This is a genomic window from Leclercia sp. 119287 (genome assembly GCF_009734485.1).
In the GTDB taxonomy this organism is placed as follows: Bacteria; Pseudomonadota; Gammaproteobacteria; order Enterobacterales; family Enterobacteriaceae; genus Enterobacter; species Enterobacter adecarboxylatus_C.
The window spans coordinates 3,086,145-3,099,574 of the sequence record NZ_CP046445.1 but is presented as its reverse complement, the minus strand read 5'-3'; the positions used below and the strand labels follow the sequence as shown (position 1 = coordinate 3,099,574).

14 protein-coding genes, 2 tRNA genes and 1 pseudogene are annotated in these 13,430 nt (G+C 49.6%); 10 read left to right on the top strand and 7 right to left on the bottom strand.

Annotated elements, in window-relative coordinates:
* Nucleotides 1-98: 98 nt before the first annotated feature.
* Nucleotides 99-356 carry an antitoxin gene (locus GNG27_RS15040; protein ID WP_142486331.1) on the top strand — a complete coding sequence of 86 codons (258 nt, stop codon included), beginning with the start codon at nt 99-101 and terminating at the stop codon, nt 354-356.
* Complete coding sequence (locus GNG27_RS15035) at nt 357-689, top strand: type II toxin-antitoxin system PemK/MazF family toxin (RefSeq protein WP_142486330.1); 333 nt, start codon at nt 357-359, stop codon at nt 687-689.
* A 69-nt stretch (nt 690-758) separates the two neighbouring features.
* On the opposite strand, the gene GNG27_RS15030 is transcribed toward GNG27_RS15035, so the two are convergent.
* Together GNG27_RS15030 and mtfA are read right to left on the bottom strand one after the other, a co-directional pair.
* Nucleotides 759-834 (bottom strand) — tRNA-Asn (locus tag GNG27_RS15030).
* 100 nt (nt 835-934) lie between these two features.
* Entirely contained in the window at nt 935-1,732 is a 798-nt protein-coding gene (mtfA, locus tag GNG27_RS15025; protein ID WP_156264165.1) for a DgsA anti-repressor MtfA, read from the bottom strand.
* 93 nt (nt 1,733-1,825) lie between these two features.
* Between mtfA and GNG27_RS15020 the strand changes: the two genes are divergently transcribed.
* Nucleotides 1,826-1,915, top strand: a tRNA-Ser gene (locus GNG27_RS15020).
* A gap of 163 nt (nt 1,916-2,078) precedes the next feature.
* Here GNG27_RS15020 and dcuR read toward each other — a convergent pair.
* The 3 genes from dcuR to GNG27_RS15005 form a co-directional block, all read right to left on the bottom strand.
* Nucleotides 2,079-2,804 carry a two-component system response regulator DcuR gene (dcuR, locus tag GNG27_RS15015; protein WP_156264164.1) on the bottom strand — a complete coding sequence of 242 codons (726 nt, stop codon included), beginning with the start codon at nt 2,802-2,804 and terminating at the stop codon, nt 2,079-2,081.
* Nucleotides 2,801-4,414 carry a sensor histidine kinase gene (locus GNG27_RS15010; protein ID WP_156264163.1) on the bottom strand — a complete coding sequence of 538 codons (1,614 nt, stop codon included), beginning with the start codon at nt 4,412-4,414 and terminating at the stop codon, nt 2,801-2,803. The genes dcuR and GNG27_RS15010 overlap by 4 nt, the downstream gene beginning before the upstream one ends.
* Before the next feature lie 132 nt (nt 4,415-4,546).
* Complete coding sequence (locus GNG27_RS15005; protein WP_156264162.1) at nt 4,547-5,620, bottom strand: porin; 1,074 nt, start codon at nt 5,618-5,620, stop codon at nt 4,547-4,549.
* Between the two features lie 647 nt (nt 5,621-6,267).
* On the opposite strand from GNG27_RS15005, the gene drpB reads away from it, so the two are divergent.
* The 5 genes and pseudogenes from drpB to GNG27_RS14985 all read left to right on the top strand — a co-directional run bounded on the left by drpB (nt 6,268) and on the right by GNG27_RS14985 (nt 10,101).
* Nucleotides 6,268-6,540: a cell division protein DrpB gene (gene drpB, locus GNG27_RS15000; RefSeq protein WP_142486325.1), complete on the top strand. Its 273-nt coding sequence runs from the start codon at nt 6,268-6,270 to the stop codon at nt 6,538-6,540.
* Between the two features lie 42 nt (nt 6,541-6,582).
* Nucleotides 6,583-7,278, top strand: a complete 696-nt coding sequence (locus tag GNG27_RS14995) for a phosphohydrolase (protein WP_156264161.1) — start codon at nt 6,583-6,585, stop codon at nt 7,276-7,278.
* 50 nt (nt 7,279-7,328) lie between these two features.
* A pseudogene (gene dcm / locus GNG27_RS14990) lies at nt 7,329-8,465 on the top strand (DNA (cytosine-5-)-methyltransferase); the annotation flags it as partial.
* 299 nt (nt 8,466-8,764) lie between these two features.
* A complete protein-coding gene (locus GNG27_RS23815; protein ID WP_255474554.1) occupies nt 8,765-8,893 on the top strand; it encodes a hypothetical protein in 129 nt (42 codons plus the stop codon).
* Nucleotides 8,894-8,953: 60 nt separating this feature from the next.
* Nucleotides 8,954-10,101, top strand: a protein-coding gene (locus GNG27_RS14985) for an IS3 family transposase (RefSeq protein WP_089518920.1) whose coding sequence is annotated in 2 segments (ribosomal slippage) — nt 8,954-9,191 and nt 9,191-10,101 — 1,149 coding nt in all. Because the reading frame shifts where the segments join, the coding sequence is not laid out codon by codon here.
* A 281-nt stretch (nt 10,102-10,382) separates the two neighbouring features.
* Here the strand turns inward: GNG27_RS14985 and GNG27_RS14980 are convergent.
* Nucleotides 10,383-10,694 (bottom strand): helix-turn-helix domain-containing protein, encoded by a 312-nt coding sequence (locus tag GNG27_RS14980; RefSeq protein WP_156264160.1) that lies wholly within the window; start codon nt 10,692-10,694, stop codon nt 10,383-10,385.
* A gap of 98 nt (nt 10,695-10,792) precedes the next feature.
* On the opposite strand from GNG27_RS14980, the gene GNG27_RS14975 reads away from it, so the two are divergent.
* Both GNG27_RS14975 and GNG27_RS14970 read left to right on the top strand, forming a co-directional pair.
* Nucleotides 10,793-11,362, top strand: a complete 570-nt coding sequence (locus GNG27_RS14975) for a helix-turn-helix transcriptional regulator (RefSeq protein WP_156264159.1) — start codon at nt 10,793-10,795, stop codon at nt 11,360-11,362.
* Nucleotides 11,356-12,744 carry a DEAD/DEAH box helicase gene (locus tag GNG27_RS14970; protein ID WP_156264158.1) on the top strand — a complete coding sequence of 463 codons (1,389 nt, stop codon included), beginning with the start codon at nt 11,356-11,358 and terminating at the stop codon, nt 12,742-12,744. The genes GNG27_RS14975 and GNG27_RS14970 overlap by 7 nt, the downstream gene beginning before the upstream one ends.
* Before the next feature lie 319 nt (nt 12,745-13,063).
* Here the strand turns inward: GNG27_RS14970 and GNG27_RS14965 are convergent, their stop codons facing one another.
* Nucleotides 13,064-13,399, bottom strand: a complete 336-nt coding sequence (locus GNG27_RS14965) for a hypothetical protein (RefSeq protein ID WP_156264157.1) — start codon at nt 13,397-13,399, stop codon at nt 13,064-13,066.
* Nucleotides 13,400-13,430: the final 31 nt, after the last annotated feature.

Here is a 13,430-nt window from a genome sequence, read left to right as displayed (position 1 = left end):
AAGCGTTTTCGCATTTCTTGTAAAACCTGATTCTGCCTGGAAAATGTACATCATTAAATTCCAATGTTATATTTAAATATAATATCTGGAGGAGTTTTATGTACATAACACGTCTGAAAAAAGTGGGTGGCTCTGTCATGCTGGCAGTCCCTCCAGCGATTTTGAAAACGCTCGACCTGCAACCAGACAGCGAGGTCGGCGTCACTATCGACAACGGCTGCCTGATAGTTGAACCGCAAAAACGCCCGCATTATTCACTTGCTGAACTGCTGGCGCAGTGCGATCCGCAGGCCGAACTCAGTGAAGAAGATCGAGAATGGGTTGATGCGCCAGCTGCAGGCAAGGAGCTCCTGTAAATGGATAGAGGGGAAATCTGGCTCGTTTCACTTGATCCTATTGCCGGGCATGAGCAAAGCGGAAAACGTCCGGTGCTTATCGTGTCGAAGGCTGCGTTCAATCATCTCACCCGCCTGCCTGTTGTGGTTCCTGTCACCACCGGCGGCAAGTTTGCCCGTACTGCGGGTTTTGCCGTATCCCTGGATGAAGCGGGCTCAAAAACCAGGGGCGTGATTCGCTGCGATCAGCCTCGTACCATAGATATGGGAGCACGGCATGGCATAAAGTTGGAGCGTGTGCCGGATAGCGTAATGAATGAGGTACTTGCGAAGTTGGGTGCTTTGTTAACCTGATGTCGTGCTTAGAAATATCCAAAATAGCAAAAAGCCCGCTTAAGTTTCCTTAAGCGGGCTTCTTAAATATGGCTCCTCTGACTGGACTCGAACCAGTGACATACGGATTAACAGTCCGCCGTTCTACCGACTGAACTACAGAGGAATCGTGTGAACGAGGCGCATGTTAATGGCCCCGCTAGTTTGTGTCAACACTAAATTCAACGCGCTGATTCAATTGATTAATTAAGCCTCAGAGTGCTGATTTAGTGTACTTGCGTGGCAGGATCATCGCCCTGGCCGTCATTTTCACGTAACCGCTGCAGCGGGTCCTGCTGGTAAAACTGACAAAAACGCTGCCAAAGCGCCGGGAAGCGGGGGGCGAAAAGCTCGGGTGCGCTGAAGAAATATTCTGATAACACCGCAAAGCACTCAGCAGGATCGGTGGCAGCATAGGCATCAATGCTGGCTGCGCTTTCGCCCACCAGATCGATCTCATCCTGGATGTTGTTCATCGCAGCGTGCAAATCGTGTTCCCAGCCCGCCACTTCACGCAGGGGGATAAACGGGACGCCGCTGGCGCGATCGCCGTTGCGGGTGTCCAGCTTATGCGCCACTTCATGAATGATGAGGTTAAAACCGGAGGCGTCGAACGAGTCCTGAATGTCCAGCCAGTTAAGAATGATCGGTCCCTGCTGCCAGCTTTGACCGGACTGCACCATTCGCTGACTGTGCACCAGCCCAATGTCGTCCTCCCATTCGTCGTCTACCACAAACGGCGCCGGGTAGATCAGCACTTCATGGAAACCGTCCAGCCATTCGATACCCAGTTCCAGAACCGGCAGGCAGAAGAGCAGGGCAATGCGGGTGCTCTTGCGATCGTCGAGTTCAAAACCCTGCAGCGGGACCAGGCGTTTTTGCTGTAGGAATCGCACGGCAAGCTGCACCAGACGCGATTTATCCTCATCCGATAAAGTGGACAGGACGGGGATCGCCAGCGCCTCTTCCCACGGCAGCGCCGCGCTTCGGGCGGATTCATTCGATTTCCAGGGCCACTTAATCATCGCTTTGCTCGCAAACTCGTCACTTGAACAAAATTGACCGGTTATGGTCTGTTAAAATGCCAAATTACCCGGCATGATGGCAACCATCAAAACGGAGAGATGCCGGAGCGGCTGAACGGACTGGTCTCGAAAACCAGAGTAGGGGCAACTCTACCGGGGGTTCAAATCCCCCTCTCTCCGCCACTTCATCTCTTCAGTCAGTCTTCCTGCTAGCTTTCTCGTCAGACATCCTGTGCGCTGGGTACCTTATCATTCCACTTACGGGAAGTAACAGCCCTTTACCGCTTCAAAACAATATATGTGAACTAAATCAGGATGTTTACCTGAAGAGGTTGTATTGCGGGCGTTACTCCTGGTGGCAATATTGCCGAAGCAGGGCAACCTGCTCCGGGCGCAGACGATAGCGATACACGGGCCGGCCGGTGGCACCATAGTGAATGCTGGTGTGCAGAATGTTGACCTGGGCCAGCCAAATCAGGTATTTGCGGCAGGACACCCGGGAAATATTGACTGCGCTAGCCAGATCGTCGGTCGAAAATTCCGTCCCCGGATGGGCGTCAATCCACAGGCACAGCGTGCGCAGCGTCTGCGGGGTGAGCCCTTTCGGCAGGCGTCGACTGTCCGCCAGCCCTGGCGCGCCGCCGCGCAGCAGCCGGTCAACATCGGCCTGGTCATGATACTGATGCGATCCCATCAGGGCTTTTTTCTCACGCCAGCCGTTCAACGCCTCTTCGAAGCGCGGGAACTGGAACGGTTTGATCAAATAGTCCACCACCCCGTAATGCATGGCGGTCTGAATAGTCGCGGCATCGGAAGCCGAGGTGATCATGATGACATCGGTGTCACGGCCGGATGCCCGGATAACCGGCAGCAGGCTCAGGCCATTGTCACGCTGCATGTAGACATCCAGCAGGATCAGATCGACCTGCCGGGCGGGGGCGTTCAGCACGGCCCCGGCCTCTGCCAGCGACGTGGCAATGCCGCAGCAGCAAAAACCGTCGACCCGGTTTACGTACTGGCGGTTAAGATCGGCCACCATGGCATCATCATCAACAATCAAAACATGTATCACGCGCTTTTCCTTTCACTGTCCCAGGGGAGCTGAACAAAAAACTGGGTAAATACGCCCGGCTCAGATTCTACGGCGATCTCCCCGCCCAGGTTTTCGATTTGCTGGCGGGCGAGGAATAGCCCCACCCCCCGGTTTTCCCCTTTGGTGGAAAATCCTTTGTTAAAAATGGCCTGCAGATGGTCGGGGGCGATGCCCGGCCCGTCGTCACTCACTTCGGCACTAAGCCAGCCCTGCTGATAGTGCAGGAGGAGGCTGATTTCCCCCTCGGACTGCGCGGCCATCGCATCCAGCGCATTCTCGATCAGATTACCGAGCACGGTGATCAGCCCCGCGACCTGCTGTTCATTTGGGTTATCCGGCACCAGGCTGGCATCCGAAAGCGTCAGGCTAAATCCCAGCTCTCTGGCGCGGCTGATCTTACTCAGCAGAAAACCAGCCACCACCGGCGATTTCACGTTGCGCTGCAGCGTGCCGACGTCGCTCTGCCAGGCATTGGCGGTCAACAGGACGTACTCTTCCAGTTTGGCATAGTGCTTCATATGCAGTAGCCCGAGGATCACATGCAGCTTGTTCATAAACTCATGGGAATGGCTGCGCAGCACATCCAGATAACTCACCATCCCGTCCAGCCTCTGCAACAGCTGGCTGATCTCGGTCTTATCACGGAAGGTGGTGATGGCGCCCATCAGCTGATTCTCGCTTTTGACGGGCAGGGTGTTGCAGAGCAACAGCCGGCCGTGACAGTTGATCTCCTGATCCTGACGCGGCAGCCCGGTTTGTAATACCTCGCGCAGGTTCGCCAGCAGCGGCGCCTCGTGCAGGGTATGATTGCTGGCGCTGGCATTCAGGATCTGCCGGGCAGCATGGTTTATCATCGTCACATGCCCCTGCTGATCCACCGCGATCACGCCCTCGCGAAGGGATTGCAGCATCGCCTGGCGCTGCTCCAGCAAGGCTGAAATTTGATACGGTTCGAGGCCAAACAGCACGCGCTTCAGCATCCGCACCAGCCCCCATGCGCCGAGCGCGCCCATCAGGGCGCTGAACAGCACCAGCCAGATGGCATCCCAGCGGTTGCGGGCGATCTGCTGCTCTACTTTAATCAGGGAGATCCCCACCGCAACCACGCCAATCTGCTGATGCTGTGCGTTATAGACAGGCGTAAACACCCGCAGCGCCTCGTCGAGTACCCCGTGGTTGACAGCAACATTCTCTTTATCTTCCAGCGCAGGCCGAAGGTCGTCCCCAATAAAGGCTTTGCCGAGCAGGGCGCTGTTGGGATGCGAATAGCGGATCCCCCGCATGTCGGTGACAACGGCAAACAGCAGATTGTTGCGCTGCATCACCGCCCGGGCGACAGGCTCGATGATGTTACTGTCCGGGGGCAGGGACAAGCCGCGGATCACCTCCGGGCTATCAGCCAGGGTTCTGGCGACCGCCAGGGCGGTATCCCGCACGCCATCGCGCGTAGCCCGGGTGATTTGCGCAAAATAGAGGACAAAAATCACCAGCAGGATCGCGCCCGTCACGCTGTAGACCATCAGCGTGACCAGGGTGTTCAGTTTCATTGGGCGCTTGCGCGTAGGAGGGAGGGGCGGCAAATCGCGCATTGAAACTCCAGGACATACAGAAAGTGGGCATTATGGCTGATGGCGCTAATTTGTTAAAGCTATGTAAATCTGGTGGCGGTTAAAAAGCAAAAAGCCCGCTTCGTAGCGGGCTTACAGAGTCTTGCCGGACAATCAGAACTGGTAAACGATACCCAGCGCGAACTGGTCGTCAGCAGGCATGCCGGTACGGGCCGCGTCATCATCATCCAGCAGGTTGAATTTATACGCAGTGTAGACGTTCATGTTCTTGTTGAAGTAGTACCAGGTACCCAGTTCAACATAGTTCACGAGGTCGGCATTCACGCCGCGAACGCCGTTGCGTTCACCCAGATCTTTGCCTGTGGAGTAGACGTAGCCCAGGGAGGGACGCAGGCCAAAGTCAAACTGGTACTGCACCACGGCTTCAACGTTCTGCGTTTTGTTGGCAAAACCTTTATTGCTCACATAGGTCATGTTGCGGGTTTCACCGTACATCACCGCAGCGTAGAGGTTGTTGGCATCATACTTCGCGACCAGCGACCAGACTTCAGCGGTATCGCCAAAGCCGTCCAGGGACTGTTTGTTGGTACGGTCAGACTTGCCGTAGACGCCGACGAAGCCAAAGCCATCGAAGTTGTAGGCGAGGGAGGTGCTGTAACCGTCACCGTTGGCTTTTTTCACCTGGCTATCGTGGTTTTTACCCTGGTACTGCAGCGCAAAATCCAGCCCTTCAACCGCGCCGAAGAAGTCCGTGTTGCGATAAGTCGCCACGCCGGTGGTACGGCCAGTCATAAAGTTATCGGTGTGAACCCAGGAATCGCCACCCCATTCCACGAGCATATCGGTGTACGCCCCGGCGTCGTAAGCCACACCGTAGTTGCGGCCATAGTCAAACGAACCGTAGTCACCGAATCTCAGACCTGCGAACGCCAGACGGCTACTCTCATCCTGTTCGCCTTCCGGGGCGCTGGCACCCATGTTGTACTCAAACTGACCGAAACCGGTCAGGTCGTTGTTGATTTGTGTTTCGCCTTTAATGCCGAAACGGGCGTAGGAGTCATCAAAGTTTTCGCTGTTGCTATCGTCGGTATTGTTCCAGATGCGCTTTCCGACCATTTTTCCGTAAAGATCGAATTTATTGCCGTCCTTGTTGTAGATTTCAGCCGCATTTACCGCGCCAGCGCTCAACAAAACAGGGACGAGAACTGCCAGAACTTTTCTTTTCATTATATATTCCCTTGAATGTATTTTTTTAATGAATATACGCAACCCCCTCCGGGTTACGGGCTCAATACTATTTCAGGGTGGGTTTTTACTGTTTAAAAATAAATGTAACTAAATCATTTAGATTATTTCAAAATATTAATTACGGTGTCATTATATTTTATATTTATGGTTCTGAAAAATGTATTATTACTTTTTATTGATATGTATTTCAATAAGTTATTGATTTTAAGGAATCTATTGATGAAGAAGGGGGTGCCCTGCGGCAAAGACAATAAAAAGCCCGATAATAGTATCGGGCAAAAATAAAGGGGTAATTTAAGAGTATTTAATAGTGAAGCGATAAAAAAGCACATAACCCCGTCATCATTGCACAGTTATCCGCTTTGGAAAATAAGTTCCTTGAATAATAAGAGTGAAATAACGCATTTACAGCCTTGCTTTAGGCTATGACATTTCCCTGACTGCATAAATACTGTGGAACTATAATTATAATCAATACAAAATTGCGAAAGATCAACTTAACGCAAATCGACAGGGGAAACTTTTACAGGTAGCGTGTTTTTTATTAGAAAATGTGATTTATTTACCGGTTCGAATTGGCGATGTGAATGCGACGGCCAGCGTGCCGTGAAAAAGGAAAGGACAACATGGAACAAAAACACGATCGCAGCCTGGGAGGCAAACTGGCCCTGTGGGTTTTTTACGCCTTTTGCGGCTATTTCATCTGGGCGATGGCGCGCTATTTGTGGATCGTCAGCAAAGTCACCTCGGTATCAGGGCCGCTGATTGAGGACGATCTCGGCTCAACGTCCGGGAAATGGCTCAGTGCCCTGTGCGGTTTTCTGCTTTTAAGCGCGGTGGGGGGAATCCTGGGCGCGATTGCCTGGTACACCCGGCCGCGTGATGTGTCAGAAGAGTAAATAATTGCTATTGTACGGCTTTTCACTTTCTGGAAAGCCGATATGGAACTCGTGCAGTGGCAGCAACGTTTTGAAAACTGGCTGAAGGCGCATCATGCCACCGATGATACCGCCCATGATATCTCCCATTTCCGTCGTGTCTGGAACACCGCACAGCGGTTGATGAAAGATGCGCCGGTCGATCCCCTGGTCATCCTGACGGCCTGTTATTTTCACGATATCGTCAGCCTGCCGAAAAACCATCCGCAGCGCGGCCGCTCGTCGCAGTTGGCCGCCGAAAGAACGATGGCCATTCTGCGCGACGACTTTGCCGATTTTCCTGCCCATCACTATGCCGCGATCCAGCATGCCATCGAGGCGCACAGCTTCAGCGCAGGCATTACGCCGCTTACCGATGAAGCCAAAATCGTGCAGGACGCCGACCGGTTGGAGGCCCTGGGCGCGATTGGTCTGGCGCGCGTCTTTGCCGTGTCCGGCGCGCTGGGGGTTCCGCTGTTCGACCCGGAGGATCCCTTTGCTGATGCGCGCAAGCTGAACGACCGGGCATACGCCCTGGACCATTTCCAGAGCAAACTGCTCCGCCTGCCCGGGACGATGCAGACCGCCGCCGGTCGGCAGCTTGCGCGACAGAGTGCCGATGTGCTGATTCAGTTTATGGCCCGGCTCAGCGCCGAGCTACGCGGCGATTACGAGGGTATTGACGCCGCGGTAGTGCAGCGTTTCCGCGACAGTCTGTAATGCCTTTCTGTGTTACTCTCTCTTAAGTCTTTTTTGGCCCGGTTAAATGTATGCAGGAAAATGTATCAGTGACGGAGTCGGCGCTTGTGCTGGCAGATAAATCAACGGCGTCAGTTCAGGCGTTATTGAGCCAGCTTCTGGAAATTTACGATGCCAGAACGCTGGCTCATCTTCTGGTTGCTCAGGGTGACAGCCACTGGAGCCCGGCGATCCTCAAACGACTGGTGACCAGCGAGCGGGCAGGACATCGCCTTAGCGACGGTGAATACCGCTTCCTGCAAAACCTGCTGCCGCGCCCTCCGGCCTGTCATCCTCACTATGCGTTCCGCTTTGTCGATCTGTTCGCCGGGATCGGCGGCATCCGTCATGGATTTGAGGCGATTGGCGGCCAGTGCGTATTTACCAGTGAGTGGAACAAACATGCGGTACGCACCTACAAGGCCAACTGGTACTGCGATCCGGATGCGCACCAGTTTAATGATGACATCCGCGAAGTGACGCTCAGCCACCAGAGCGGCGTGACGGACGACGAGGCGGCGCAGCACATCCGCAACGCCATTCCGGCGCACGACGTGCTGCTCGCAGGCTTCCCGTGCCAGCCGTTTTCGCTGGCTGGCGTATCAAAGAAGAACGCTCTGGGTCGCGCGCACGGTTTTGCCTGCGACACTCAGGGCACGTTGTTCTTCGACGTGGCGCGCATTATTGACGCCCGCCGCCCGGCAATCTTTGTGCTGGAGAACGTGAAAAACCTGAAGAGCCATGACGGCGGTAAAACGTTCCGTATCATCATGCAGACCCTGGACGACCTGGGGTATGACGTGGCGGATGCAGCGGAGAGCGGGCCAGACGATCCGAAGATTATCGATGGAAAACACTTCCTGCCCCAGCACCGCGAGCGCATTGTGCTGGTGGGCTTTCGTCGCGATCTCAACCTGCGGGGCAACTTCACCCTGCGCGATCTCCCGGGGCTGTGGCCGGCACGGCGACCCACAATTGCCGATCTGCTCGAGCCCGTCGTGGACGCAAAATTCATTCTCACCCCGGTGCTGTGGAAGTATCTCTATCGCTATGCGCAGAAGCATCAGGCGAAGGGCAACGGGTTTGGCTTCGGGATGGTCGATCCGACGAACCCGAACAGCGTCGCCCGCACCCTGTCGGCACGCTATTGGAAAGTACTTGTAGATAAAAGAAAAAGCCACGTCTTAATGTATTGATTTAAATAAGTTTGATTATAAACTCACAATGTCCATTTTTTTAAAAAAAAGGCATCTCATTATCAATAAACCTCCAGAACCTATGTGTCAAACCTGGTGACCTGCTTTCAATCCTCAACCAAACACATGTTAAATGTAATGTCTTTTTTAGTTCTGAGCTTGTGGCCTTTTAAATATACAACTTTAGTTTTGTACTGTATACATGAACAGCTTATTATGTTAGGGTGATTTCCGTGATTAATCATCACACATTCAACCCAGATGGAGTAAGCATGAAAGAGTTACAACCGGTTATTAATGAACTTATTGAACAATCACGAGACGCAGATAAGTACAAACAAGAAGAAGAATTGTGTCTTTTGAAAAAAGTTCTGGAGATCTATGATCAGAAGGTTGTGTGAATCGCCACGGGTTTAACAGACACCTCAGAGTCATTTAAGATGGCTTAAAGAGAGGTGCCCATGAGCGGTAAGCGTTATCCCGAAGAGTTTAAAATTGAAGCAGTCAAACAGGTTGTTGATCGCGGTTATTCTGTTGCCAGCGTTGCAACACGTCTCGATATCACCACCCACAGCCTTTACGCCTGGATAAAGAAGTACGGTCCGGATTCTTCCGCTAATAAAGAACAGTCAGATGCTCAGGCCGAGATCCGCCGTCTCCAGAAAGAGCTGAAGCGGGTTACCGACGAACGGGACATATTAAAAAAAGCCGCGGCGTACTTCGCAAAGCTGTCCGACTGAGGTACGCCTTTATCCGTGACAACACCTGTTGCTGGCCTGTTCGCCTGCTCTGTCGGGTGCTGGATGTTCATCCCAGTGGTTTTTACGCCTGGCTTCAGCAGCCGCATTCACAACGCCATCAGGCAGACCTGAGACTGACAGGACAGATTAAACAGTTCTGGCTGGAATCGGGATGCGTCTATGGTTATCGCAAAATCCATCTGGATCTGCGGGACAGCGGGCAACAGTGCGGAGTGAACAGAGTCTGGCGACTGATGAAACGTGTCGGGATAAAGGCTCAGGTCGGATACCGGAGCCCGCGGGCACGTAAAGGCGAGGCCAGTATCGTGTCGCCCAACAGGCTCCAGCGACAGTTCAATCCGGATGCTCCGGATAAGCGTTGGGTAACGGACATAACCTACATCAGGACCCACGAAGGCTGGCTGTATCTTGCCGTGGTTGTTGATCTGTTCTCACGCAAAATTATCGGCTGGTCCATGCAATCCCGGATGACAAAGGACATTGTCCTGAACGCACTGCTGATGGCTGTATGGCGCCGTAATCCCCAAAAACAGGTGCTGGTTCATTCGGATCAGGGCAGTCAGTACACAAGCCATGAGTGGCAGTCGTTCCTGAAATCACACGGCCTGGAGGGCAGCATGAGCCGTCGCGGTAACTGCCATGATAATGCGGTTGCAGAAAGCTTTTTCCAGTTGTTGAAACGCGAACGGATAAAGAAAAAGATCTACGGAACGCGGGAAGAAGCCCGCAGCGATATTTTTGATTACATCGAAATGTTTTATAACAGTAAGCGTCGGCATGGTTCCAGCGATCAGATGTCACCGACAGAATATGAAAACCAGTATTATCAACGGCTAGGAAGTGTCTAGATTATCCGTGGCGATTCAGGTCTGGTCAATCGCCAAACCAACTCGACTGAGGGATGGCAATCTTAGCATTAACCTGCCTTTCCATAATGTAAGCAGCGTCCGCTTTTGGAAACGAGCCATCGGTCTACCTATTTAGGACTCAGCCTTGGATTCCATGTGGCACAATTATTTATTGGTTCGAAATATCTAAGTTAAGGAGTTTAGGAGAGCCGACTAGTCTGCTGAAGATACAGATCTGATGCGTTCATGCAGAGGTTTGATCATCCTGTGATAACCGAGAGCTATAACTGGCTTTTTTTCAAAGTAGCAATGAGTTCAGCCTGTTGTTCTTCTGTCATACTGGCTATCAGGCAAGCTAATTCTGCCGTCATTTCGTTCTCGCAAAAGAAGTAGTTTATAGGAACTCCAAGCTCATCGGCCATGCGCTTAAGGGTATCGATATCTGGGATGTGCCTTCCTTTCTCATAATGGTTCATGCGACCACTCGCTGAACTTGGTTCCATACCAATCCGGATACCCAATTCTCGCTGAGTGATCCCGGCTTTGGTTCTGGCTGCTTTGAGTCTGTCAGGTATCGGGTTTGGGTGCGCCACGTAATCATCATCATTGCCTTGGAGTGCTTAGATTGTCTAAGTTTCGCCAGTTTCTGTATACTTAGCAATCCTAAGTTCAAAAGTTTGGAATTTTGTTAATGACGTCTGCAGTAAAGTTGCATCCCTACATTTATAATTTATTGATAGAGAAGGATTTTAACGAGTTCAGTGCTAATCACCTCAGGGATGCATTACTGAAAATTACGGATGAATACAGTGAGGTAAGCGAAGCTAGGAAGTTCATCTATCGTCAGCTTCACCGACTAGAGGCATTGGGATTTGTATGCAAAATTGAGAAAAGTGATGGGCGATCCAAGAAATTTTACAAAACAACGGAGCTCTTTTATTCAACGGCATTTACAACGGGAAAAATACCCAAAAATTCACGTCTTCGTACTGTGCAGGCAAAAGTTGATTCAGAGGTATCTGATTTAGATATTTTTTTGAATGACCTCAAAAAGGAAAAGCTTATTCACGAGGCCAAACTTGCCGTGGTTCTTAGTGAAATAGAAGAGTACCAGTCTCTAATGGAGCGGTTTCCTACCAAGAAAAGTTATCTGACAGCCCTCTATCAGCAGGCAAAAAATCAGTCGGCTGCATTACTGGGTCGAGTGACGGCTTTATCAAAAGTACTTGGGCAGAATAGCAACGAGCACCGTACATGCTGAGGAAATGGCAGGACCAGTGTGCTGGAGCAGCACTAAAGAAATTCCAATCGGGATCGCCACATTTTTTATGTCTAGCTTGCCCCGGTGCGGGCAAAACAGTTATGGCTGCTGAGGTCGCAAAGCGAATGCTAGAACTCGATATGGTTGATATCATCATATGCTTTGCCCCTTCAGCAGTAGTGGTCTCATCGATAAAAAGCACTTTCTCCCGAATTTTGAAAAGTAACTTTTGTGGAGGCTTGGGATCTTTGGGAACTGCTTACACTTATCATAACCTTATGTATTTTGATAATAATTTCTGGGATTCGTTACAACGACACCGGTTGTTAGTGATTTTTGATGAAATCCATCATTGCTCTGGCGATACAATAGATAATGCCAACGTTTGGGGTGGGGAAATCCTTACTAAAGTTCAAAAATTTGCAAGTTATACCTTGGCATTAACCGGAACCCCATGGCGAACTGATAATGTGCCGATAGTATTATCAAATTACACCGATCCAGATGGTGAGATCTGCTGCGACTACATCTACGGCCTGCACGAAGCCATTATGGATAATGTTTGTCGTAAGCCTAAGATTACGTTGATCAATAGTGATAATTTAGTTTTTTCATCAGATGAGAGCACAAAAAATTTCGGATCTGTCTCTGAATTCTTGAGAGAAAAACTAGTTCCTTATCAATCAATAATTTCACACCCCGAAGCAATGAAGTATGTCATTAAAGCCGGGTGCGAAAAACTCAACGAAATCAGAAAGGTTAATTCTGATGCAGGTGGTCTGGTAGTTGCTTCTTCAGTAGAACATGCGTACCAACTTCTAGAAATTCTGGAAAATGAATTCGCCCAAACGGCAACGATTGTGACATATCATGATAAAGAAGCCCTTTCAAAAATAGGGCATTTCAGGCAAGGAACTACCGAATGGATTGTCAGTGTGGGCATGATAAGCGAGGGTACTGATATCCCAAGACTTCAGGTCTGCTGCCACTTGAGCACTGTTAAAACTGAACTTTATTTTAGACAGGTGCTCGGCAGAATTCTTCGTATAAATCAAAGAAAAAACCAGGAGGCTTGGTTATTTACTATAGCTACAGAAGAATTAACCTTATACTCGGAGAGGTTAATAAAGGACTTACCTAAAGATTATAAAATTATGCAGGAGTCTCCTGATTCATTATTAATTAAAACAGATGGTAATTTAATCGAACCATTAGTGAGAAAGCAGATAAATGATATGAATAATGAGGAACAACTATCCCTTGACATGTGTTTTAATGAAAGTCAACAATCAACCTGCTCTGTGAAAGACAGAACTTACTCTTTAAGAATTAATTCATTTTATCAACAAGTTATAGATGCATTTGTGTATCCCACTGTATGATTACTAATGGCTCAAGTATATTGAGATTGACAGTGGATTTCTGCAAGGATGCATTCACCGTTCTTCGATTGAATTTAATTGTCCGTACATGTTTTTAGAATGTCTTCAAGCAAAGTTATTACCATATCCGAATTATTACGTAAGATATATATGAATAAAATTCATGTTCATCAGAAAGTTAATGTAAAATACATAGGGATTTCATTAGTTCATTATAATAACACGTTGAGAATGCATTTTTAAATCGAAAGCCTGCTTTTGAAGGATCATGAATATCTCAAAGACAGGCCTGAATATATTTAAATAATATTTATTGCTTTTAAGTGAGTTGTTTGCTTTTTTTTAATTCCTGCAGTTCTATGATTAAACATATTTCTCTTGCAAGAGAATTGTCAAGCTGATTTTTTAACTCCAAAATTTCAAAACGAAGCTTTTTTAAATTGATATCATCGTTGTCTTTTCGTTTCGTTTTTAAATTATCAATTTTTCTAATTAAATCAGTGAATATTGGTCTGGACTTTTTTATGCTACCCTTAGATTTTCCTGCCTCAAGCGAAACAGCGTCATAACTTATTTTTGTGCCTAATGCAACTATTATCGGCGCATTGTTGATTAAGCGTTCTAAAGCAGAATAATACTCATCTATATTGTTCATCAATTGTCTCCGGATTTTGAATTATATACAT

What these genes read in the sequence shown, in the direction of transcription:
- GNG27_RS15040 (WP_142486331.1), top strand. Translation starts at nt 99, where the DNA reads ATGTACATAACACGTCTGAAAAAAGTGGGTGGCTCTGTCATGCTGGCA.
- GNG27_RS15035 (WP_142486330.1), top strand. Translation starts at nt 357, where the DNA reads ATGGATAGAGGGGAAATCTGGCTCGTTTCACTTGATCCTATTGCCGGG.
- mtfA (WP_156264165.1), bottom strand. Translation starts at nt 1,732, where the DNA reads ATGATTAAGTGGCCCTGGAAATCGAATGAATCCGCCCGAAGCGCGGCG.
- GNG27_RS15010 (WP_156264163.1), bottom strand. Translation starts at nt 4,414, where the DNA reads ATGCGCGATTTGCCGCCCCTCCCTCCTACGCGCAAGCGCCCAATGAAA.
- GNG27_RS15005 (WP_156264162.1), bottom strand. Translation starts at nt 5,620, where the DNA reads ATGAAAAGAAAAGTTCTGGCAGTTCTCGTCCCTGTTTTGTTGAGCGCT.
- drpB (WP_142486325.1), top strand. Translation starts at nt 6,268, where the DNA reads ATGGAACAAAAACACGATCGCAGCCTGGGAGGCAAACTGGCCCTGTGG.
- GNG27_RS14995 (WP_156264161.1), top strand. Translation starts at nt 6,583, where the DNA reads ATGGAACTCGTGCAGTGGCAGCAACGTTTTGAAAACTGGCTGAAGGCG.
- GNG27_RS23815 (WP_255474554.1), top strand. Translation starts at nt 8,765, where the DNA reads ATGAAAGAGTTACAACCGGTTATTAATGAACTTATTGAACAATCACGA.
- GNG27_RS14975 (WP_156264159.1), top strand. Translation starts at nt 10,793, where the DNA reads ATGACGTCTGCAGTAAAGTTGCATCCCTACATTTATAATTTATTGATA.
- GNG27_RS14970 (WP_156264158.1), top strand. Translation starts at nt 11,356, where the DNA reads ATGCTGAGGAAATGGCAGGACCAGTGTGCTGGAGCAGCACTAAAGAAA.
- GNG27_RS14965 (WP_156264157.1), bottom strand. Translation starts at nt 13,399, where the DNA reads ATGAACAATATAGATGAGTATTATTCTGCTTTAGAACGCTTAATCAAC.